Source organism: Thermobacillus xylanilyticus (genome assembly GCF_907165215.1).
In the GTDB taxonomy this organism is placed as follows: domain Bacteria; phylum Bacillota; class Bacilli; order Paenibacillales; family Paenibacillaceae; genus Thermobacillus; species Thermobacillus xylanilyticus.
Genome location: NZ_CAJRAY010000081.1, coordinates 43,284 through 66,290, shown reverse-complemented (window position 1 = coordinate 66,290; position 23,007 = coordinate 43,284). Strand labels below are relative to the sequence as shown.

General features: G+C 57.1%; 11 protein-coding genes. All 11 read right to left on the bottom strand.

The features are described 5' to 3' along the window. Window positions 1–245: 245 nt before the first annotated feature. The 11 genes from KJQ12_RS15285 to KJQ12_RS15235 all read right to left on the bottom strand — a co-directional run bounded on the left by KJQ12_RS15285 (window position 246) and on the right by KJQ12_RS15235 (window position 22,998). A complete protein-coding gene (locus KJQ12_RS15285; RefSeq protein WP_213485623.1) occupies window positions 246–4,589 on the bottom strand; it encodes an Ig-like domain-containing protein in 4,344 nt (1,447 codons plus the stop codon). Between the two features lie 164 nt (window positions 4,590–4,753). Beyond that, on the bottom strand, window positions 4,754–5,956 hold the full coding sequence (metK, locus tag KJQ12_RS15280) for a methionine adenosyltransferase (protein ID WP_213485622.1): 1,203 nt from the start codon (window positions 5,954–5,956) through the stop codon (window positions 4,754–4,756). 244 nt (window positions 5,957–6,200) lie between these two features. Beyond that, window positions 6,201–6,470, bottom strand: coding sequence for an alpha/beta-type small acid-soluble spore protein (locus KJQ12_RS15275; protein WP_015256549.1), 270 nt, complete (start codon window positions 6,468–6,470; stop codon window positions 6,201–6,203). 81 nt (window positions 6,471–6,551) lie between these two features. Then, window positions 6,552–7,040, bottom strand: a complete 489-nt coding sequence (locus tag KJQ12_RS15270) for a hypothetical protein (RefSeq protein ID WP_213485620.1) — start codon at window positions 7,038–7,040, stop codon at window positions 6,552–6,554. A gap of 21 nt (window positions 7,041–7,061) precedes the next feature. Beyond that, window positions 7,062–9,575 (bottom strand): hypothetical protein, encoded by a 2,514-nt coding sequence (locus tag KJQ12_RS15265; protein ID WP_213485619.1) that lies wholly within the window; start codon window positions 9,573–9,575, stop codon window positions 7,062–7,064. A 142-nt stretch (window positions 9,576–9,717) separates the two neighbouring features. Further along, window positions 9,718–12,717: an S-layer homology domain-containing protein gene (locus KJQ12_RS15260; protein ID WP_213485618.1), complete on the bottom strand. Its 3,000-nt coding sequence runs from the start codon at window positions 12,715–12,717 to the stop codon at window positions 9,718–9,720. Window positions 12,718–13,238: 521 nt separating this feature from the next. After that, window positions 13,239–17,321 (bottom strand): S-layer homology domain-containing protein, encoded by a 4,083-nt coding sequence (locus KJQ12_RS15255; RefSeq protein ID WP_213485612.1) that lies wholly within the window; start codon window positions 17,319–17,321, stop codon window positions 13,239–13,241. A gap of 275 nt (window positions 17,322–17,596) precedes the next feature. After that, window positions 17,597–18,733: an MraY family glycosyltransferase gene (locus tag KJQ12_RS15250; RefSeq protein ID WP_213485611.1), complete on the bottom strand. Its 1,137-nt coding sequence runs from the start codon at window positions 18,731–18,733 to the stop codon at window positions 17,597–17,599. A 202-nt stretch (window positions 18,734–18,935) separates the two neighbouring features. After that, window positions 18,936–19,730, bottom strand: coding sequence for a WecB/TagA/CpsF family glycosyltransferase (locus tag KJQ12_RS15245; protein ID WP_213485610.1), 795 nt, complete (start codon window positions 19,728–19,730; stop codon window positions 18,936–18,938). 11 nt (window positions 19,731–19,741) lie between these two features. Beyond that, the gene (gene csaB, locus KJQ12_RS15240; protein ID WP_213485609.1) at window positions 19,742–20,911 is read right to left on the bottom strand and encodes a polysaccharide pyruvyl transferase CsaB; all 1,170 of its coding nucleotides are present in this window, start codon (window positions 20,909–20,911) and stop codon (window positions 19,742–19,744) included. Then, the gene (locus tag KJQ12_RS15235) at window positions 20,872–22,998 is read right to left on the bottom strand and encodes a DUF5693 family protein (protein ID WP_213485608.1); all 2,127 of its coding nucleotides are present in this window, start codon (window positions 22,996–22,998) and stop codon (window positions 20,872–20,874) included. Before KJQ12_RS15235 ends, csaB begins: the two co-directional genes overlap by 40 nt. Between the last annotated feature and the right edge of the window lie 9 nt (window positions 22,999–23,007).

Below are 23,007 nucleotides of genomic sequence, written 5' to 3'. Positions count from 1 at the left end.
TGAATGTACGCGCCATTCTCCGCATTGCCGGCCGCTTGGCGCTTCGACTCCATCCGAACTTGATGCGTTGCATCGCTTCTCTCTCTCCCATCTTATGGTCTATCGGGTAAAACGGACAACTTATAAACGCTTATCCTTCTAAAATAGACTACCATTCGAAAGGAAAAGTTCCGGTGATTCGACAAGAATTGTGGAAAGTTTGTTGGAATCGCAAGAAAACCGCCCTTATCGGGCGGTTTTCGATGTTACATCAGTTTCACATATTCGAGCAGCCGCTTGATCATGACAGCCGCTTCTGCCCGTGTCGCATTGTTTTTCGGGCCGAGCTGGTTGACGGACGTTCCGCTGATGATCGTGGCTTCAATCGCCCGGGCCATGTCTCCCCGCGCCCAAGTCGACAGCGAATTGTAATCCCTGTAAGGAACAAGGTAATCGGACTGCGTGCGCGACAGCAGGATATCTGCGCCCGCCGCCCGCGCGGCGCGAACCATCATCGACGCCATCTGCTCACGGGTAATCAGGCTGTTCGGCTCAAACCGGTCCGCCGATACCCCTGCGACGATGTTGGCCTTGTATGCCGCTCCGATATATGCGGCCATATCCGAAGAGGTTCTGATATCCCGGAATACGCCCGCTGCCTGCGGATCGCCTTCCAAGCCGAGGCCGCGTACGATAAATTCGGCGAATTCAGCCCTTGTAATCGGCTGGTTCGGCTCGAACTTCTGCGGCGTGCGCCCTTCGATGATCAGCTTGTTCAGCATGATCTGCAGGTCTTTGCGCGCCCAGTGGTTCGCCGGAATATCCGAGTAAGTCGCGTTATGCCGGATCACCACGTAGGCCGCGTTCTGCTTGTGCTTGAACGTCACGATCGACGAGCTGCCCTGATTCCGGATGGCCGTCGGAATGTAGGCGATTTTGCCCGTCTTCGGATCGAGCCAGACCACCGTATGCTGCTGTGCGTCCAGCGAGCCGGAGATCTTAAGCTCCCGCGTGGAATAGTCCTTCAATGCCGAGAGCGTTTCGGTTTTGGAACCGCTCGTGAAGTACAGATTGAACACATACGTGTCCGAGATCATCGTCATTTGTTTTTGAATCAATGCCGCCCGCAGTTTGCTGGTCTGGTTCACGTTGCCTTTGTCAATCTCGATCAACAGGTTGCCTTGGCCGTGATTTCGGACCAGCTCGGCCAGCGCGGTTTCATCGATCGCGCGAAGCGGCAGCTCGTAGACGATGTCGCCGTAAATTACGGCGAAGGAAGCCTGGTTGGACATCCCTTTGGCCTTCAGCAGCGCATCAACCGGTACTTCCACCATGGCAGCCGACTGCGATGCGGGCACCGTAAACGTCACGCGGTACTGGTTGAATTTCGACAGGCTGAGGTTGTAGGCGTCTGCCACCGTGGAGGACGACAGCGTGTAGCGGTTGGCCGTCCTGCCGCCTGCGGATGTCCGCGTCGACGCCGACCCTGCCTGGGTCTTGATGTTGACGCCTCCGCCCGGCGCCGATTCATAGTTTCCGCCCAGATCGACGCTTCCTCCGCTGTTACTTCCGCCGCCCGTGATCACATAATCGGTGAACGCAGGCACTGGGATGCCGGATGCCGATTGCAGCATGGCCGTCGAGGTCGGCGTGTAGCTGACCGTCACCGTTGAGCCGCTGCCAATCGAGACGGCCAGATCAAGCCTTACGACCGAACCGTTGACCGACACGGCGTTGACCGTACGGACCGAACCGTTCTCTTTCACGGTAAACTGCGATGCAGCAGGCAGATTGCTCGTCTTGAGCGTTTGGTCAAAATTCAGAAGCACCGTATTGCCGGATACCGAAGCGCTTTTCAGATTAACGGCGATCGTATTGTTCGTTACCGGCTGATTGCTGAACGCCGGCGCGCTGTTGCCGGCCAGATCCTTCAGGGCGGGACTGCCGCCGAGGTAGCTGACCGTGACCGCCTGCCCGCTTGTCAAGTTGGTCGACAGCGTCAGGATGACCGTCGCCCCGGATACCGAGACGGACGAGATCGTTCGGGTGACACCCGATTCCATCACGACAAATTGATTGGTTTTCGGAACCGAGCCGGAATCCAGCGCTTCATTGTACACCAGCGTCACGATATTGCCGGACGCATGCAACGAATAGAGCGCCGGTGCCGTCTTGTCCAGTGCGTTCCGAACAGCAAAATTGCTGAACCCTGCCACTGAATTTCCAATGACATCCTTGAGCGGATAGGATCCCGGTGAATAGTTGACATGAACATTCACGTCGGTCGTAACGGCCGACGACAGCGTGAGCGTAATCGTATTGCCGCTGCTCTTGATGCTGGTCGGCGCAATATATACGCCGCCCACATAGACGCTGAATTGCTGGTAGGCCAGTTCATGCACCGACTGCAGCGAGCTGTTGAATGTCAAGGTCAGGACAGCTCCGCTTACCGAGCCGCTGAGCGGTGTCGGCAGCGTGGATCCCGCTTCATTCTTGACGGCATAATTCGTCAGGTTCGCCGCCAGATTTCCGGACGGGTCCTGGATTGCCGGATAGGCCGGCGAGTTGCGCGTATAATACAGCTTCACGGTTTGCCCGTACACCACACCGGACTGAAGCGTCAGAATGACCGTTTGGCCGCTGACGGACACGGACGTCACGTTAATACGGATATCGTTGGCCGTGACATAGAAACTTCCCGAAGGCGGAACCGACTGCTCGTCAAGCGGCTCGTTATAGGTCAGCACGATGCGGTTGCTTCCCGACATGACGGCACTCTGGATGGCAGGCGGCGTCTTGTCGGTGCCGACCGTGCTGAACGGCCAGATATGCTCGTTCAGGATGCCGCCGAACGGATTGCCGGCCATGTCTTCGATAATGCCTGGCGGAATTTCAACATAATAGCTGGTCGCACTTTGCAGCCCGGCAGGTGTAATCACCAGCGTCTTGCCGTCGCTGTCGATGACAGCGGTCGAGGATACGGTGGTACTGCCCGACCCGGTTCTCCGGAATCGGATGTCGGACGTCGAATTCGAACCGTTCGCGAAGCGGACCGCTTCGCTGAACGTCAACTTGAACACTGCATTGGGGTCGACACTCTTCGTCCCGGGTGCCGGCTCCATCGAGGCAATTGTCGGGGCCGTGTTATCCTGGGAGACCGAGAAATTCCATGTTGTCTTGTCCGCGATGCCGGCGAAATAGTTTCCCGCGGCATCACGGAATGCCTGTTTGCCGATCATGACATAGTACGATTGATTCGAGGCAAACGATCGGCCGACCTGTATGCTGATCGTATCGGAACCGAACCCGGTCACGCTGCTGGCCGTCACCGGAATGGACGCGAATACGGCATCCGAGTTCGAATGGCGGATGGTAATTTCGCCGGTGCCGGGATAGACCGGCTCGCTGAACTTGATCTTGAGCGTCGACGGCAGGCTCGAATTGACGGAATTGTCCGCCGGCGTCAATTCGCGAATGGTCGGCGGCGTCGTATCATTTCCCGGCATGGTCGTGAAATTCCAGGCGGAAGCATCCGCAATTCCCGGGAAAAGCACGCTGCTGTCGGCCGCATCGACAAATGCGCCCGGGTCGACCAATACGTAATACGACGTGTTGGCGGCCAATCCGCCGGGAAGATTGATCGTGACGGTCTGCTGGTTCACAACGACCGAGCTCGAGTCCACCGGAATGGTGTAAACGACGGCGTTCGTGATCAGATTTTTGACCGTGATCGCTTTGCCCGCCGGGCCTTTTGCCACATTCTTGTTAAAGATCATCGTAAGCGAGTTCGTGCCGGCGGCAACGCCCGTCGCATCGTCAGCCGGCGCAAGGCCGGTCAAGGCAACGGAAGAGCCGGAAACCGTAACATTAATCAATGTGCCGGCATACCGGTTCTTGGCGGCATCCTCAAACGCCGTATTCGGCACACTGACCTGATAGACGGTGCTGCCTTTGAGCGGAATGGACGGCAGGATGGATATGGTCGTCGTACCGCTTCCCCGGACTTGACCGTCCGTCACCGGAATCGACCGGATGTCCGCGGCATCGTTCTGGTTCGTGAGCGTAATGGCGCCGCTGGCGGCATAGACCGGTTCATTGAACGTCAGGACAATCGGTTCGCCCACCCGGACCGTTGTCGAATGCTGCACGAGCTGCGGCGGCGTCGTATCCGCGCTGCCCGTCGTAAACGTCCAATCTCTCGCACTGGACAGGCCAGCATAGTCGATGCCGGCATCATTGCGAAATGCGCCCGTATCGACGATGACATAGTAGGAGGTATTGGCTTCCAGTGTAACGGAAGGAGCGATCGTCACTTCGTTCGATGAGATGGAAATGCGATTGCCGGTTGACGTCACGAACGCTTCAACCACGCTGTTGTCGGAAACGCGGCGGATCGTGACAGCCGCCAGCCCGGTTCCGACTCTCACAGGCTCATCGAACGTCAGTGTCAGATTCGTATTCGTGCTCACGCCTGTCGCATTGTTCGCAGGCGATATCGCCATCAGTTTCGGGCCCGACGCCCCGGCCGCTTCGGCCGTGGAGAACATGCCGGGAGCGCCGGGCGGCAAGAGCATATATCCGATGAGATGAAGGATTGCGATCAAAGCCATAATTGTCCGAACCCGTTTCAACGATGATCACTCCCAATGAAAGACACTCGTACTTAATTTTTCGGCCGATTCGCCGCAGATGTTTAGCCGGCGAGTGAACAAAAAGGCGGGAAAAACAAAAAATAAAGCGCGCCTCGCTCCCGAGACACGCTTTGTTATTCCGGTCATTTCAAGGCGTCTGCGCGCAACTGCTCCGCGCGGTCGATGCGTTCCCAAGGCAGATCGATATCGGTGCGTCCGAAATGGCCGTAGGCTGCCGTCTTCGCATAGATCGGACGGCGAAGATCAAGCATCTTGATGATCCCTGCCGGTCGGAGATCGAAGTTGCCGCGGATGATTTCCACCAGCTTCTCATCGCTGACCTTGCCCGTGCCGTACGTGTCGACGCTGATCGATACCGGATTGGCAACGCCGATCGCATAGGCGAGCTGGATTTCACATTTGTCCGCGAGACCCGCCGCGACGATATTCTTGGCGACGTAACGCGCCGCATAAGCCGCCGAGCGGTCGACCTTCGTCGGGTCCTTTCCGGAGAATGCGCCGCCGCCGTGACGCGCGTAGCCGCCGTAGGTGTCGACGATGATCTTTCGTCCGGTAAGTCCGGCATCGCCTTGCGGTCCGCCAATGACAAATCGGCCTGTCGGGTTGATGAAATATTTCGTTTCCTTATCGAGCCATTCACCCGGTACGACCGGGCGAACCACTTGCTCCAGGATGTCTTGCCGGATTTGCTCCTGCGTCACATCTTCTCCGTGCTGGGTCGAAACGACTATCGTGTCGACGCGCACCGGCCGTCCGCCTTCGTATTCGATCGTTACCTGCGTCTTGCCGTCCGGACGCAGATAATTCAACGTGCCGTTCTTGCGCACTTCCGCAAGGCGCCGCGAAATCCGGTGGGCAAGCGCGATCGGGAGCGGCATGAGCTCGGGCGTCTCATTTGTCGCGAACCCGAACATCAGCCCCTGGTCACCGGCTCCCAAAGCTTCGTTCTCTTGGTTGACTTCTTTGCCTTCACGGTATTCCAACGCGGCATTGACACCTTGCGCAATGTCCGCCGATTGCTCGTTCAGCGACGTGAGAACGGCGCAGGTATCGGCGTCAAAGCCATACTTCGCGCGGGTATAGCCGATTTCGCGGATCGTGCGGCGAACGATGGACGGAATATCGACATAGTCCGCGCGGGTGCTGATTTCACCGATTACAAGTACCAGACCTGTGGCCACTGCCGTCTCGCACGCGACCCTCGCGTACGGATCGACTTCCAGGAACGCGTCGAGGACGGCGTCGGAAATTTGGTCGCAGATTTTGTCCGGATGCCCTTCCGTAACGGATTCCGATGTGAACAAATGACGGCCTTTCGTCGTCATGGCGGATCGACCTCCTGCTGCATGGGAACTTTGCCCGACGGGCAAGCAAATCGGCTTGCGCCGTCCCTTGCAGGCAGGCGCATCCGTTTGCGGAGAAAGATAAGCCGTTATAAGCTTGAAACTTACAAATTCTTATCTTTCAAAAAATCAACCTTTTCCAATTGGAAAAGGTTGTTAGACAACTTTTCTAATAATTAATGATATCCGATTTGTCGGGTCCTGTCAATTTGCTGTTCGCGGTACATCAAATTCTGCCGAGGATCTGCTCGGCCTGTTGAACCAGCCTTCGCGTAATCATACCGCCGACTGCCCCCGCATCGCGCGTCGCAATGGAATCCCATTGCACGCTGCCGTAGACCGCTTCCGGCTGTGATCCGAGCTCCCCTGACGACTCGGTCAGAAAATCGGCAGAAGGCGATGTCAGGCCAAGCTCGGCCGCAATCTCATATTTCATGCGATCAATCGCGGCTTGACACTCCGGCACGACCTTGATGTTTGAACGTCTTCTCGCCATTGTGAGCACCTCCCGTCGGTTGGTGCCCTTAGTATGAGACGAGAAAACCGCGCCGAAGCGTATAAGATGTTGACATGCGGGTCAGGATCCGCTGGAACTGGGCGCTGCTGTAATTTCATACCCGCCGATGACCAGTACGGTAAGGGCGGCTTTGGCTTGCGGATCCGGCATGACGCCGCGTCCGTCGCGCGGGAAAATCAGCAGATGATTGTTCGCCACCGGCTGTCCGCTTTTGATATCCTTCCCATCCGTTACATCGGATATGCCGTTCGCATCCGAACTATATGCGACGCCTTTGCCGGCACGCAGCACGAACTGCGCACCGGCTTTGGCCAGCAATACTTCGCCCGGATTGACCGAGACAACGGTGGTCTCAATCCCTTGCGTCGTTCCCTGTCCGCCCCCTGTCGAGCCGCCTGCCAGCAGCTTGTCGACATAGCTCTTCGTGACGAGCGGATCATCGATTGAACCCGGTTTGGCGCTGTCGGCCCTGGAATCCGAATGGGTGTAGATCATGACTGCAGTAGTTGTCAGTAAAATCAATAATGCCGTCAGCCCTAATTTCTTCAATGAAGCTTACCACCTTTCGCGTCACGGAACCGGAACCTGGAAGCTGTTGTTGGTCTTGGAACCGAGCAAACGTTTGTAGCCGTCAATTTCTTCATAAATGTTAACCTTGTATCCGTTGTAAATCAGATTGGCGATATTTTGACCCTGAATTTCAACCCGGATTTCCTGCTCGATTCCGACCTTGAGGCCGCTGCCGTCGTCCTGCTTCGGTTCAACTTCTACGGTCTTGCCATACTTCAGATGGTTTCCTTCCAATTCCACATACAACTTCCGAGCCGTTTCCAATACGTCGAATTCGGCTGTTTTATCCAGGGTATATCGGATATCCAGGCGTACATTCGAAGCATCGGACAATACCGCGAATGCATTATGGATCCTCAGCTTATACGGTCTGAAGGAAAGATCGACAAGCTCTTCTTTGGCGACATTTTGATTTTTCGGCAGTTTGAACGATACAGCACTGATATAACCGTCCGGCGTTCCGTCCGGCTTTGCATATTGTCCGTTCTCTATCGCTTCGCCGATGACCAATTCTACGTTGCCGTCGCTGACGAAAGTTTTCGGCACGACGGCTTTCGCTGCAAGAAGCGTAGTGCCATTCGATTTCAATTGCGACTTGACATTTACGACATCGGCTTCAAAGTACGTGCCGTCACTTGTTTTGAAGTAAGCTTTCAGCGCCGGGAGCGTCTTCGAACGCGTCTCGTCGTTTGAGTACTTAAACTCGGCGTACAGCAAATCGTCGTCCTTGCCTTCGAAGACATAGGTGTTCAGGAACTCAAGCGAAGCGCGTCTTCCAACGGAATCGATTTTGTGCTTGCTGCCAATCGACACGGACGTAGCCGGAGAAATCTTGTCTGCTCTGAAGAGACCAATGGTCGCTTTGGCTTCACCGGAGGTCTGCTCCGACAGGTTCAGCGTCAATTCATTAAATGTGTAGGTATACGGAACCTTGGTCGTCACGACATAGCTTGTCTTTTCTTTGGCGCCGAGCATGATCTTGTCTTCAATTTTCATGATCTTGACGTCTTGCTCGTTCACATTGATGCCATTCAGTTTCAGCGCAGCGGTAATCTGCGGAATGATTTGCGAAGTCGAACCGAGGTTCTCGACCTCGACATAAGCGTTGATGAGATCCTGATCTCCCCAGGGGAGGCGCTCCACCCGCGAAACGCTGATCTGATACAGTCCGTATTCGTTGCGGTACTTCTTGCCTTCGACCGGCCCCGTCGCCTGTTCAGCATTCAGTTTGAAAGCCGCCGCGATATACTCCGTCGGATTCGTCTCGTCCTTCGGATACCGAACCAGCAGCGTGAACGGTCCGTCAACAGTAGGCGGGGTGACGGCAGAGCCGATGATTTCCTTGTCGATCCCCGGCACAACCTGGACTTCAGCATCCGGAACCTCTACAGGATAGCGGACTCCGCGGCTGTCCATCAGTTCATACTTGTATTTCGGAAGTGTGACGGCGGAGTCTCCTTTATTCGTCCACTTGAGCGTAACCGTCCATTCATTCTGGGTTTCCGTTCTGTCGACATAGAGGGTTTCAATGCCGGCTTCCATGGCATTGTCCGACACTTTCAGCTGTGCCTTCTGATTTTCACCGGTTATAAAACTCGAAGCGGTATCCCATACTAGGTTGTACATGGCGATGGGCGTCTCGATGGCCTGTTCGCCGCCTGAAACCGCCTGAACAATCAGCTTCGTTCCATTCAGATCAATGCTGGATTTGATTGCTCCGGACAACGTGACAACGACTTTCTCACCAGGCTGAAGGTTCAGTGGGTTGGCAAGGTCGGATGTCAGTTTCACCATATGGCCGGCCTTCGTCAAGATGTAGAACTGCAGATTCGGTACCGTATAGGTCATCCAACCGACGTTTTCCATCTCAAAACGAAGCCGAACCTGATGGTCTCCGCTGACAGCCAATTTGCTGCCCGGCTGCAGATAGGTCTTTAACTTGTCGTTGCCTTTGCGGATAATGTAGTAATGTTTGGAAGGCACAGAGTTTTGATAGGCTGTTGTAATGGCAGCCTGCCCGATCAATCGCGTATAATTGGGCGCATTGAAATCAATTTTTTGAACCTTGAACACCAAATCCGTGTAGTTCAGGCTTGAGTTGATATTGGCGTAATATTTGAATTCCTCCGTCGTGCTGGGTTCCACGATGCCGGATTTTTTGTTGTCCGGATGTTCCTGAACCGTGAACTTCCCGCCGGAAGCAGCAAAAACTTCGGGGTAATAATACGTAAAGTCGATTGCGTGTTTGTCGCCGTTGTACACCAATATCGTGAAGAATACTTTTTTGCTGTTGTTGTCATACTGAAAGAAAATATCTTTGACTTGAACATAGCTGTTCGCGGATATCATGAACGTCTTCAATTTGGTGCCGGCAAACGGCTGCAACGCCTGCGCTTGCGCCGTCGTTGCAGTCTTTGAAGGTGCGGCTGCAGACCATGCGGCATTGGACAACGGGATGATCAGCATGCTGCCGGCGATCAACGCTGTGCCCGCTGTTTTCGCGATTTTTTTCATAAATCCTTTTCTCCTTTTTGCCTTCATCGTTATTTATATAGACGAAGAGACAGGCAAAAAGTTGCTTATAGATTTACGATTCATGCAATAAAAAAGAAACCCCGATTCCGAAGAATCGAGGTTTCTTTGTGAATCAGATTGATCAGCTTTCAGCTACAACTTTAACCGTGATGCTTACGCCCGATGCTTTGGACGTGAAGACAACCGTGTAGCTGTCGCCTTTTTCGACGCCTGCGATCGTAACCGTATCAGCGGACTTGCCGTTGTTGGTTACTACCATCGACTTGTTGGCGTCATCTTCATCAGTGATGGAGACCGTAGCGTTGAATTGCGATGCAGCGCCGTTAACTTCATCCGGATTTGCACCATTCATTTCAAAGCCGAATTGGTCTTTGATCTTCAGCGCTTGGAAGACAGTTGCCAGGTTAGCAACGTCACCTTGCGGTCCCTTGATCACGCCGTTCGAACCTTTCAGGTTGCCGCTGTCCTTCAGCTCGATCGTCGTCGGAACGAGATCTGCCTTGGAAATGACAACTTCTTTTTCGATCGTTTGGCTGGTGGCCTTGATCGTAACGACAACCTTGGCCTTCAGTTCGCCGTTGTTATCGAAGCCGCCATTGATGCCGTTTGCGCTGAGCTTGCCGGTATTTTCGTCATACGTCAGACCGCTCGTTGCCGTTACCGAATATTCGTCCTTCGGCAGTTGGACCGTCGTGCTGTTCGAACGTTTGCCGTAGACTTTCAGCTCGACTTCACGGTTAGCCTTGTTGCTCATCTTCGGAATGTCATCAACAGTGTAGTCGGCAATGTTGCTCTTGTCGACGACATTGAAGATGAAGCCTTCGTACGAGTAAACAACTTTGTTTTCCGCTGTGTTGACAAGCTGAACTTTCACACGTTCGCTGCCCTTTACTTTGCCCTCGAACGTGATCTTGTCGCCGTCAAACGTCAGTTCGTTGTTGGATTTAAGAGCATCCGTCGGGTCAGCTTTAACGGCAATGACATCCCACGTATTGTCTACCGGTTCAATGACAACCTTGTAGTTCGGGAACAGATCCTTCAGTTCCTTATCGCGGCCATAGTTGTCTTTCACAACGACATGCTTCGGTTCAATCGAAACCGTTGCATTTACCGCAAGGTCGGAAGCGACATCTTTCAGGCCGGAGATCGATTCAGGCGTCCATGCCTTCTCGATGTTGAACTGAACCGACGCTACTTCTGCGCTGTTCTTGATTCTAACCGACAGGTAAACCGGAAGAGCATACTGAACGTTCAGATTGTTCGGAAGCGTCAATTCGAGATAAGCTTCCTTCGTTACGTAGTCTTCCTTCAGCGCGAAGGTGCTGCCTGCCAGCGGAGACGGCAGAACTTCGAGCTTGTCTTTGAGTTCGCTGTACTTCGTGATGCGGTTGCCGTTTTGGTCTTCAGCAACAAACGGAATCTTGACCGAATCGTCGTTGCTTGCAACCACTTGGTTCGGAGCGCTCAGCGCGATCTTCGCTACCGTCGCAGCTTTCGGCACTTGCACGTCATACGTGAAGGTCTTGCCGCTGTACGACTGGATGCGGATCGTGTTCGTGCCGTCATATCCGAGGGCGTAGACCGGATCTGCCAGTTGGATGGCAACCTGGTCTTTGTTCGGACCTTTGTTGTCAACGATTCCTTTGATTTGGAAGATCATCGGATTCGTTACGGAATACAGCACGCCGTTTTGAACGTCCGTTGCTTTCAGCTTGTTGCCGTATTGGTCTTTCGCTTCGATCAGGACGTAGAAGTCCTCAAACTTCGAAGACGTGTTCAGTTGCTTGTTGTCGTCATGATATACGCCTTTGAACTCGATGCTGTCGATCTGCGAAGGTTGACCAACGGACAGCGTCTCGGAGAACGTTACGACATACGTGCTCACGGAGAGGTAACCCGTGATCATAACCTGTTCGTTCAGATAGAACGGGTTCGTGTTCGTTGCCGTAACCGTCAGAACGCCGTTTGCAGCGCTAGCGGTTGCGCCAGCCTTGCTGACGACGAAGTTCGGCGAATAAGCGAGCGTCGTTTCTTCACCAAATTGGTTCAGAACTTGGAAACCGACTTTCGCTTTCGTGAAGTCCGTCAGCGATTGCAGAGCAAGCTTGTCGCTCTTGAACTTCAGTTGCGTTACGCGTTCATCTTCAGCCTGGAACTTGGCTTCGATGTTGTTTGCTTCAATGCCGCTGATCGTGACAACCGAATCGCCGTTTTGCAGGCGCGTCGTCAGTTCAACAATGGCTTTCTTCTTGTCGTCGGATACCGTAACTTTCGCAACGTCGCGCGAAATGATGCCGTTCTTCACAGCAAATTTGACTTTCGAATCGTCAATTGCTTTGTTGAACGCAACTTCGATCGTCTTCGCGCCGACTTGCTTGGCCGTAGCGGCCGTAGCTTCGAATTCAACTTCAACTTTATACTCGCGATCGTTGTACGTAACCGTAATCGTGTTCTTGCCCAGCTTCAGCGGCTCGTCGAGTTCAACTTCAACTTTGCCGCCGTCCGAGAACGATACGACAACTTTCGTTGCGCTGACGACTTCATAGCCCGTAACCTTCGCGATGTTTTGGAGAACTTGGTAAACTTCATACGTAACGTCTACCAGGTCACCGCGCGTTGCGTTAACGGTGTAGTCGCCGAGCGGTTGAATGAGGCCGGCCGCGATTGCAGCTGCGATGTACGGTTGCGCCCAAGCGCCGGCTTTGCCGTCAACCGTAGCATCTTCGTCGATTTCAAGACCGACGATCGTTACGGCAACTTTGATCAGCTCTTGCAGCGTCACATTCTTCGACGGTGCAAAGTTGTTGTTGCCGGTGCCTTCCATGTAACCGGCTTCCGCAACAGCGGCGATGTCCTTCGACGCCCAGTGGGAGCTCGGAACGTCATTGAACTTCGCCGTGCCGCTGGACGTTACGCCAGTCAGACGAGCGATGATGCCAGCGAACTCGGCGCGGGTCATTTCATTCTCGAGTGCGGCGGAACCGTCACCCGTACCTCTGAAGACACCCGCTTTCTTGAGCTCGTTGTACTTGGATTGAGTGTCGGTTGCTGCGGCTGCTACGGTCGCGAACATCGAGAAGACCATAGCAATGGCCACGAGCAGGGACAAACTTTTCTTCATAACCTTTTTTTCTCCTCCTCTGAACTGCTTCGGATGTTGAGAGTGTTGTGGATGGCTCTTCCTCATCTGCCGATTCACCCCCTTCCCAGAGTTGAGCGCGAATTCGTATTAAATGATGTCTGCGTCAAGTCTCATACGAAAATGTAAGATCATGTCGCAGAAACTCGTAACCGTTGGAAGAAAATCTTGGTAGCTTCATATACGACACTACAACATTATACAATGCTTAGACAATAACCGTAAAGAGGCAGTTCGGAACCGGCAGCCTGCGATGCTCTGCAAATTCCGTGATTCCCGAAAGTCATGTATTTAGACGCAGACGGTTCAAAAAAGTTGCGATGTTTTGCTCAGATACGAAGAAATTATTTTTTGAATTTCCGCTGGTTGAATCGGCTGACTTACGCTTATGAGTATAGCTTGATGAGGTCTCGCCAGTCGATATTAACTATCTTCCAAGAAGCGCGATTTTTGCATGCGGAAAACCGGATCATGATGATCCGGTTTTCCGTGCATCATCGGGCTTACTGCTGCGGCGCGAAAATCTTCGGCAGCTTCTTCTGATCGGCCATTACGCGCGCGATGATGATGGCGGCGTCGGACCGCAGCAGACGCGCCGTCGGTTCGAAAACATAGCCTTTCGACAAATCGTTCGCGTCAACCGGCGCACCGGTAATGAATCCTTTCTTCTGGATTGCCGCGATGGCCGGTTTCGCGTAGACGCTGATGCTCGCCTCGTCTTTGAACGCTTTCTGCAGCTGCTTGCGAATGTTGTCGTAATTCGTATCCTGCTTCAGGTTCAACGCATTCGCGAGCATGACGGCAGCGTCCTGGCGCGAAATGTAATTGGTCGGCTCGAACGTCTCCGGACGGGTTCCCTTGACGATGCCCGCCCTGGCCGCCGTTTCGATATAGCGGTAATCCCAGAGCGCATCCGGGCTGACGACTCCGCCCGTATCACCGATGTCCATGAAGTGTTTCGGGCCGTCGTAATTGAGCGGCAGCTCGAGCGCGCGGACGATCATCCGGGTGAACTCGCCGCGCGTTACATATTGATCCGTGCCGAACGCGCCGCTCGGATCGATCGCGTTCATGACGCCTTTGGCGAACACGGCTTCAACCGCATTGCGCGCGTACGGATGGTCGATAATATCGTTGTAGCCGGCGGACAGCTTGCCGACGACGTAGTAGCCGAACCGGTCGAACGGCACCGTAATCGTGTTCTTCTTCTCGTCGACTGTGCCGCCGATGTTCTCCCATTGCCGGGTGAACGGGTCGAACCGGAATACGGTGATCGTCACGCCTGCGCTCTGGCGCGCCGACGGGTCGTACCCGAGCGTCAACGTGCCCCGTTTCGACGGGATCAGCTCCCTTTCGGGATTGCGTTGGAAATAGTACTCGCGGCTTTCATCCTTGATTTTCGAGAACGGCAGCGGATCGTAGCCGGACGTAATCGGATCGTAATGCGAAGTCGCGATATCGTCGGCCTGACCCGCGTCGATCCAGAACACCGGGCTGACCTTCACGAATCGTTTCGGGAAGCTCGCGGAGAAATATACCGAGCCCAATTCCACGTTCAGGTCATATCCGGCCGGCACGCTCTCGAACTCGTGCCGGTCCACGACGCCGTCCGTCGGGTTGGCAATCGCAAACAGGATGTTGTTGCCGTTGTATACCTGAGTCTTGTATTCTTGCGGCACGTTATAATCCCGCCGAATCAGGTTGGTGCCCCGCTCGAACGACAACGTCAGCGCATTGCCGAACGGCGTATGCTTGTTCTTCATCGTCTCCATAACCTGCGCACCGGGAATGTTCTCCGGCGTGTAGGTCACGGTGAGGGTGTCTTGAATTTTCTCGGAGCCGCTCGTAATGACAAACTTGATGTTCGTCGGCTTGTTCGCTTTCAGCCCCGTGACGAGCCCATAGAAAGCGTCCAGTTCTTCTTCCGGCGACTTCGAATAGTCGATGTAACGGACCTTCTTCGCCTCTTTGCCGTCAATCTGCACCGATTCAGCGCCTTCGGAGTAGATCAGCACTTCGACGAAGCTCTTGTTGACGGTGCGCTTCTCGGAAACCGGCGACAGGATCGTGTACGGAATCGTCGTCGGGTCCACTTCCAGCCGATAGGTCGCCCGCGGTCCGTTCAGACCGGAGTTGAATACCGTGATCGTATAGACGATCGGACTGCCGTCCACCGGAAGAGCCTGATTCTCCAGGATGAAGGAGAAATATTGCCCTTCCAGATCGTAAGTCACGTTGATCGGAGAATCGTCCGAGTTATGCTGTTGGCCGTCCGAATCCCGGAACACTTTGGTCAAGTCCCATTGGATGGGTTCCGAGTCGCCGGTCCGAATTTGAAGAATGTAGTTGTTTTTATTTTGCAAACCATTGAGCATTGTGCTCACCGATCCGGAATCCGTGCCCAAATCGATGAAATCGAACGTTCCGTAAATATTCATCCGCGCTTCGCGCGTCGTATAGACCGAGCCGCGCAGCTCGAAGTTCGGATCGTTCTTCAATGGCTCCGTCCGGTTCACGCTGTACGGGAAGACGCCGTCCGTGTTTTTCGCCGGAATTTCGGGCAGATTCGTCGGGATGATGACGAATTTCGTCTCGTTGACATAGCTGTTGTTCGGCGTCAGGAAGACGAATTTGACGACATTCTCGCCGCCTTTGAAGATCGCATCGAAGGCCTTGTCCAGGTTAGAAGAGTCGCTTGTGTCCAGCATGAACCGCGTCACCGGTCCGGTGGCATTTTCTTGCGTCAGCTTCACTTCAATGTTGTTAATGTACATGAATACCGTTTGCAACTTGGCCGGCGGTCCCGGATCATTGGAGTATCGAATATCCCCGGTGTTGCTGACGTTCTTCAGTTCGCCCTTGAAGTCGCTCAAATACGTGTCGAGGAAGTTGACGGCCTCGCCGGCATTTTGGAACTGTGTCGTGTCATAGTAAATTTCCATGCCGTCATACAGCCGGTCATATTTGACATACGGACCGTACAGCAGCTGGATCTTGACCTCCGTGCTCGTGCCGTTTGTAACTTCGAACTTGAGCGTCAGCGTTCCGGAAGCCGGCAGCTTGTCAATCCTCAGAAATACGCGCTGGAACTGACGGTCGACGCCGTCAATCGTCCGGGTCACGAACACCGGCGACGTCATTTTGATCTGATCGGCCGAATATTCGGAATCCTGCGCCGGTGTGCCTTGCGAATTCTTGACCCCCGTCAGCTTGACTTCTTCTTCATTCGCCGTATCCGGGTTGCCGATCAGCAGTTCCACGCCGAGCGGCAGCGCCGGTATCGTGGCGCCATTCAGCGGCGAACCGGTCATGCCGGGCAGCTGCGATTCATTGGTCGCATCCGAATACCCCGGAAGATAATTCACTTCATGAATATACGGTTTGTCCGCATTGCGGAGGTAGAACGCGAACCTGCCGGTGGTGTCGATATTCGCCGGCGCATTCTTCATCGCATTCACGCCGCGGAACTCCAGCGTGTGAAGCGTGTCGAAAGAAAGATCGTTGTCTACCTCGCCGATCTCCTGTTCGAACTGGACCGTCACGAATTGGGTGGCCGGCGTGAACGCCGGGGGATCGGGATCGGTCAGCGTGAGCTTGGACCAGGCCGCGCCATTCAGCGAATACTCATAACCGGAAGTCGGATTGCCATCGAATATGCTGACATCCGGCGTATAGACCGTCTCAAAGTCGTTTTCGTTATTCAAACCCTGCTGCGTCACCTTGACCGGCAATATGACTTTGCCCGTGACGAAGACCGTTGCCCCCGATTTGACGGAATAGTTCGGCGCCGACTCGAGCGAAGCGGTCGACGAATCGCCGTTGTTCGTCAGCGTCAGATCGTAGAACGTCACTTCGCCGTTGTAGAACGCGATGTCGCGCGTCGTCTCTACGTACTGGGTGCCGTTGTGAACACGGATCGTCACCGTGTTCTTCCCTTTTGAAACGTTGACCGGCGATGCCGCAAACGTCCATCCGTTAATGGAAGAAACCGTATAGGTATAGCTGCGGCCGTTCACAATGACCGTCACGCGGTCGGCATTCGGCGCCTTGCCGGTGATGATGATGTCATAGTTCGGCTTATACCGCGACAATGCCGAATGAATGACCGTCGTCCGGTCTTCCAGAATGTCAAATTGCTGTCCGTCGATAATCGCCTTCAGATCATAGAGCGACGGACTGTTCCGGTACTCGATGTAGATGCTGCTTGATACTTCCGTGAACCCGTTCAGGCCTTTGAACGTAATTTTGTTCACGCCCGGGAACAGCTGAATGCTGAGGATCCGGATCGAGTTGCCGTTCAGGATAATGTTGGCCGTCTGATTCGGATTCGACTGGACGACCTGCTCCACCCCGTTCGACTTGACGACTCTCTCGACCGTGTACGAAATGGTGGACCCGATGACCTGGTTGATCGTCCCCGTCAGGTCAATTGTGTTTGTCAAGACAACTCTGGCATTTTCAAAATCCGATTGTTCCCCCGGAAATATGAAATAATCCCCGTCTGCCGCCGATACAGGCGCGATCGCCGTCGGAACCGACACCAGCGCCAGGCAGATGGCCAGCAGCACAGCGGTAAACCGTTTCACAAAAGCTCCTCCTCCTTGCGCAACATCATTTGTCCGAAAAAAGATTCCCGCACCCGCCGTTCAGCCTTCTTCATGCGCGGGTGACAGTCGTTCCCGATTCGTCAACTGCCCTCCTCCTGTTCGACTTCCCGTAACCAAGTTATCGGCGCGCAGGACGCGAATATTTAGTCGAACAACCGCGAAAGAGCACAAAAAAAACCCGGCCGCAAAACCGACCAGGTGAAAGAAAAATGATGGGATCCGTCTTCACGAGCGGGTACATCCCGCGTTCGGCATCACTTCGACCGCGTCGAAATTCCCGCCTTCATCCGCAGACGGGCCAGCAGGTTGAGCACCGGACGGCGCGATTTGTCCACGATCCCGATCAGTTCCGCGCCGATCTGCAGAATGAACACGAGCACCGCGATGACGACGAACGTCACCCAGTTCGCCGACGACGACGGCACGACGGTCGACATGAAAATCGCGGTCGCGCCGAAGAATGCGGCGATTCCGTAAATGATCAGCACCGTGCCGCGGTGGCTGAAGCCGAGCTCGCGCAGACAATGGTGCAGGTGGCCTTTGTCCGGCTCGAAGATCGGCCGCTTGTTCACCACCCGCCGGACGATGGCGAAGAACGTGTCCGACAGCGGCACGCCGATGATGAGCAGCGGCGTCACGAACGAAACGATCGTCACCTGCTTGAACCCGAGCATCGACAGCGTCGCCAGGCTGAAGCCGAGGAACAGCGAGCCCGAGTCGCCCATGAAAATCTTTGCAGGATGGAAATTGTACCTCAAGAATCCGATGATGCCGCCGAGCAGCGGCGCGCTGAGCAGCATGACCGGCTCGGAGCCCATGATGACGGCCATGACGAGAATCGTCGCGATCGCGATGCCGGAAACACCGGCCGCAAGGCCGTCCAGTCCGTCGATCAGATTGATCGCGTTCGTGCAGCCGACGATCCACAGAATCGTCAGCGGTATCGCCAGCCATTCCGCGACCGGCTCAATCGTCGCGCCGAACGGGATGTTGAGCAGACTGATGCGGATGCCGAAACCGAACACGACGACGCAGGCGGCCGCAATCTGCCCCAGCAGCTTCACCTTTGCCGACAATTCGAACCGGTCGTCGAGCGCGCCGATCAGCACGATGATCGTGCCGCCCGAGAGGAGCGCCGCGATGAATCGCTTGTCATATCCGCTCAGCATCGCATCCGGCAGGAACGGCAGAAGGGCGAAAAGCCCTATGGCGAACGCGGCGTAGATCGCCAGTCCTCCAAGCCGCGGCATAATGCGCGTATGTACCTTGCGTGCATTCGGCTTGTCGACGGCGCCGATCTTGAACGCAAGCGCCTTGACCGCCGGCGTCAGAAGCAGCGACATCGTTGCAGCGATGATAAATCCGATAACGAGGTAAACGCCCGTGGGCATCATCACACTCTCCCGTACAAGCATTGCTGCGTTGCAACCGGATTTGCCGCTTGCCCGCGCTCACGGTTGCGGCAAAACCATAACGAATGCATTATACGCCTCTTGGGAATGAAAATCCATCCTCGTTTTCAGCCGATTTTCACAGGCAAAACGGCTGCACCCACCGAATCAAGCGAAAGTCGGGCCGATTTGATCATGCAGCTTAAATTTTCTTCATTTCCGTCTCGCGCACCGAGGCCGGCCGCTCCCCGAGTTTCCGGCCCGCGCGCAGCACTTTCAACACAAAACGCGGCAGCGCGGCCATCCGGCCCGCGCGCGAAGGCTGGCGAAGCAGCCGGTACAGCCATTCAAGCCCGAGCTTCTGAAAAAAAACCGGCGCGCGCTTCGTCCGTCCCGCGATCACGTCGAAACTGCCGCCGACCCCCATCATGACGGGCACGCCGAGCTCATGCTTGTAGCGCGCGATCCACGGTTCCTGCGTCGTCAGCGCGTCGCGCGCGACGAACAGGAGATCCGGCGCGGCTTCCCGGATCGCGGCGACAACGCCGGCGTCATCCTCCGGTCCGAAATAGCCGTTCCGCCAGCCGGCGATCCGGACCAGCGGGTAGCGTTCCTGCAGACGCCGCGCGACTTCCTCGACGACTTCCTGGCGCGCGCCGAGCAGATACGCCGACCAGCGCCGCCGCTCGCCCTCCCGCATCAGTTCGTGCAGCAGGTCGAAGCCGGCGACGCGCTCCGGCACCGGATTGCCGGCGAAGCGGGACGCCCAGACGATGCCGGCGCCGTCCGGCACGATCAGTTCCGCCTGCTCCATGACGCGGTAATAATCGGGCCGCTCAAGCGCCGCCATCACCATGATCGGGTTCCCGGTGATCACCTGCGTCGGACGCCGCGCTTCGACCGCCCGCGCGAGATATTCCACCGTCTCCGCCATATTCATCTTCGAGAACGGCAGGCCGAAAATCGGCACCGCCGGATAATCGGGCTTCTGGCTCATGTCGTCACCCCTTATGCCATGCCGCGCAGCGTCTCCACGACAAGCTGCGCCGGCCGGCGCGCTTCCCGGCGCAGCGCTTCGATCGCGGAACCGTACCGCTCCCGCCAGGCCTCCGCGCCTTCCGGCGTCAGCAGGCCGTCAGCCGCGGAAGCGAACGCCTCCGCATCGAGCGCTTCCGTCGTCCCGATCGGCGCAAGACCGAGCCGGGCGAGAAAATGATCGATCTTCGGATCGTAGGACAGACCGAGCATCGGCACGCCGCGGTTCGCGGCGTAGATGAGCGCGTGCAGCCGCATGCCGAAGATCAGGCTGCAGCGCCCGACCTCGAGCAGCATCCGCTGCGGATCGTCGCCGGGCTCGGCGAGCTCGGCGGCGTCCCCCGCGCCCAGCGCGGCCAGCCGATCCATCACGGCACGCGACGCCTCCGCGTCATCCGGCGTGTGCAGCGGCAGGAAGCGCAGCCGCACGGCGCGCCGGCGGACAAGGGCGGCCAGCGCCTCCGCGACCCGCGCCAGGTCGGCGCCGTCGGGCCGCCAGCGGCGCACCGACACGCCGACCACCGGCGCGGCGCCGTCATCGCCCGGGCCTTGGCCGCCCATGCCATCCCCGGCGCGCGCCTCCGCATCCGGAGGCAGCGGCATCCCCATCACCGGATCGGGCACCACCTCGATCCGCCCGCGCGCCGCCCCGAGGCGCGCGAGCAGCGCGGCGCTCTCCTCATCCCGCACCGTCACGATGCGGGATGCGTTCATCGCCGCGCGCACAAGCGGGCGCAGCCACGCCCGCTTGACCGGCCCGATCCCCTGGGCGTAGACGAACACCGGCTTGCCCAGCAGCCGGGCCAGCCCGACGATCCCCGTGTAATAGGGGATCGTCTTCGCGCTCGTCGCGTCCTGCAGCAGGCTGCCGCCGCCGCTGATCAGCGCGTCGCAGCCGCGCAGCGTCCGCAGCACCTCGGCGGGCCGCATCCGGTGCGCGGCCTCGACGCCGTGCGCCGACTGCGTCCAGGCCGGATCGCCGGACAGGACAACCGGCTCAATCTCCACACCGGCCGCCCAGGCTTCCTCCCGGAGCGCCGTCACGATCGAACGAAGCACCGCTTCATCCCCGCTGTTGCGAAACCCGTAATAGCCCGAGATCGCTACGCGGAACGCCGCTTGCCCTTCGCGGAGAGCGCCCATCGCCGCCACGCTCCTTCCCCGAGCTGCCACAGGGCGATCAGGATGAGCCCGATGATGAGGCCGAGTCCCAGACCGAGCAGACAGCGGATCAGCGACAGCAGAATCGGCGAATGGATATGCGCGAACGTGTCCACCATCGACAGCTGCCCGAGAACGCCGGCGATCATCAATACCCATGCTGCCCGATAGCGGAACGACAAGAACAGACCGAGGACGAACAGCGGATGCGCCAGCAGAAACTCCTTCGTGCGCGGCCGGACGCCGAACGTCGACTCGAGGAAATTCCGGAACGCGAGCTCGATGGACGTCACCTGGCCGGAGTTGCCCGTGCGCGTCATATAATAGTAGCCGACGCCCGCCAGCACGGCCGCGACAACGACGCCGAGCACCGTCACCTTAAGCCGCAGCAGCTTGCGCAGCTGCCCGGATACGGACCGCCCGGTGTACAGGAACACGTACAGCGCGACGAGGAAGATCGGCGCCGCATGCAGCACGCTGACGCCGCGGAACTGCTGCAGCACCAGGCTGTACGTCACATTCGTCAGCAGGCCGAAGACGAACGCCGTGCCGCAGAGCGACAGCAGCGATGTCACCGCGAACAGGAAAACAGCCGAAACAAGCCGCCTGCCCGCCGGGTGGCCGTCGAACAGCCACCGGCCGCCGAACAGCCGCTCATCGTCCGCGCCAGCCGGGTCGGCATCGCCGAACCCGCCGACCGGCCGCCGGTCGCCTTCGGTATGCGCGCGCACGCGTCCGAGCGCCCAGATGACGGCCAGCGTCGGCGCCGCCACCGACGCGCCGAGCGCCAGCGCCTGCTCCAGCAGCGACGGGCTGAGCACGAACAGGCCGGCGCTGCCGACAAGACCGATGACGAATGCGATCAGCCCGAAGCCGCGCAGGAACGCATCGAGGAGCAGCGCGATGATCGCGATCGCTCCCAGCGCGACGACCGCGCGCAGAACCTTCTGCCACCCTTCATACCGGTAATCAAACGGCTCGGCGAAGCCCGCCTTGAAGCCGAACCGTTCCAGCTTCGCGACGGCCCCTTCCTCGCCGTCCCGGCCGTCCAGCGCCGCGACCAGGTTGTCCAGCGGATCGGTAATCGTCGGTTTCGACGCGCTGCGCATCGGCGCGGCGTTCAGATAGAACATCCGGATGTTCCGGTCCTTCGCCGCCAGCAGGAAGCGGTCGGCGATGGCGGCGGGACTCATCGTGGACGCGTCGTTCTCGGACAGCGAGTACAGCCGCACGACATCGTAATCCGTCTTGAAAGCCAGCGTCGCGAAGCCTGCCTGCGGCGTGCGCATGTTCTCGATCGCCGCAAGCCCGAAACCGTACTTGTTCAGCAGCGACGCGAAATGATCCAGGCTCTGCATCTGCGCCTGGTCGCCGAAGCCTGTCGCCTCGGTGCCCTCGAACAGCAGACGCTCCACGCCGAGCTCGGCGAACCGGCCGAGCATTTCGTCCATCAGGTCCGGATCGTAAGGACGAATCCGGTCCGTAAGACGCGGCAGCAGGCGGAAACCGGCAGCCGCGAGCTCTTCCAGCGTCAGCGGGTCCGGCTCCATCGGCCGAAGCTGCGCATCCTCGACCGACGTCTCCAGCACAAGGCCGGGCTTGCCGCCGAAAGACCAGGTCCGGACCGCGTTTCCGCTAGCCTCGAACGCCCGCCGGAACAACGGTTCGAGCGCCTCGGCCGCCTTCTCGTCCGCAAACAGCACATACGTGTAGTTCTCATCCGCCGGAGCGGGCTCTCCCTGCAGCAAAGCGGCCTGCATGGAGTTGTAGACGGTGATCCGTCCCGCCCGGGCGAAATCGTCCAGCGACCCTTCGAACACGGCCAGCGTCGTCACGCCGGCCTCCTTGAGCAGCGCCAGCTTCTCTTCCATGAACTGCTGCGGATGCGCCTGATAGGAAGCGACCAGCAGCAGATCGCGGTAATCGAAGACGAACTCGACCGTTTTCGACTTCTGCTCCATCTGATGACGAACGAAACCGAGCGGCAGCGCCGCAAGCACGCCCAGCGCCGTCAGCACCAGGAGCAGCCGGCGCGCCGCCCGGTTCCAGAATCGATATGCTTGTGGCAAAGTGTCCAC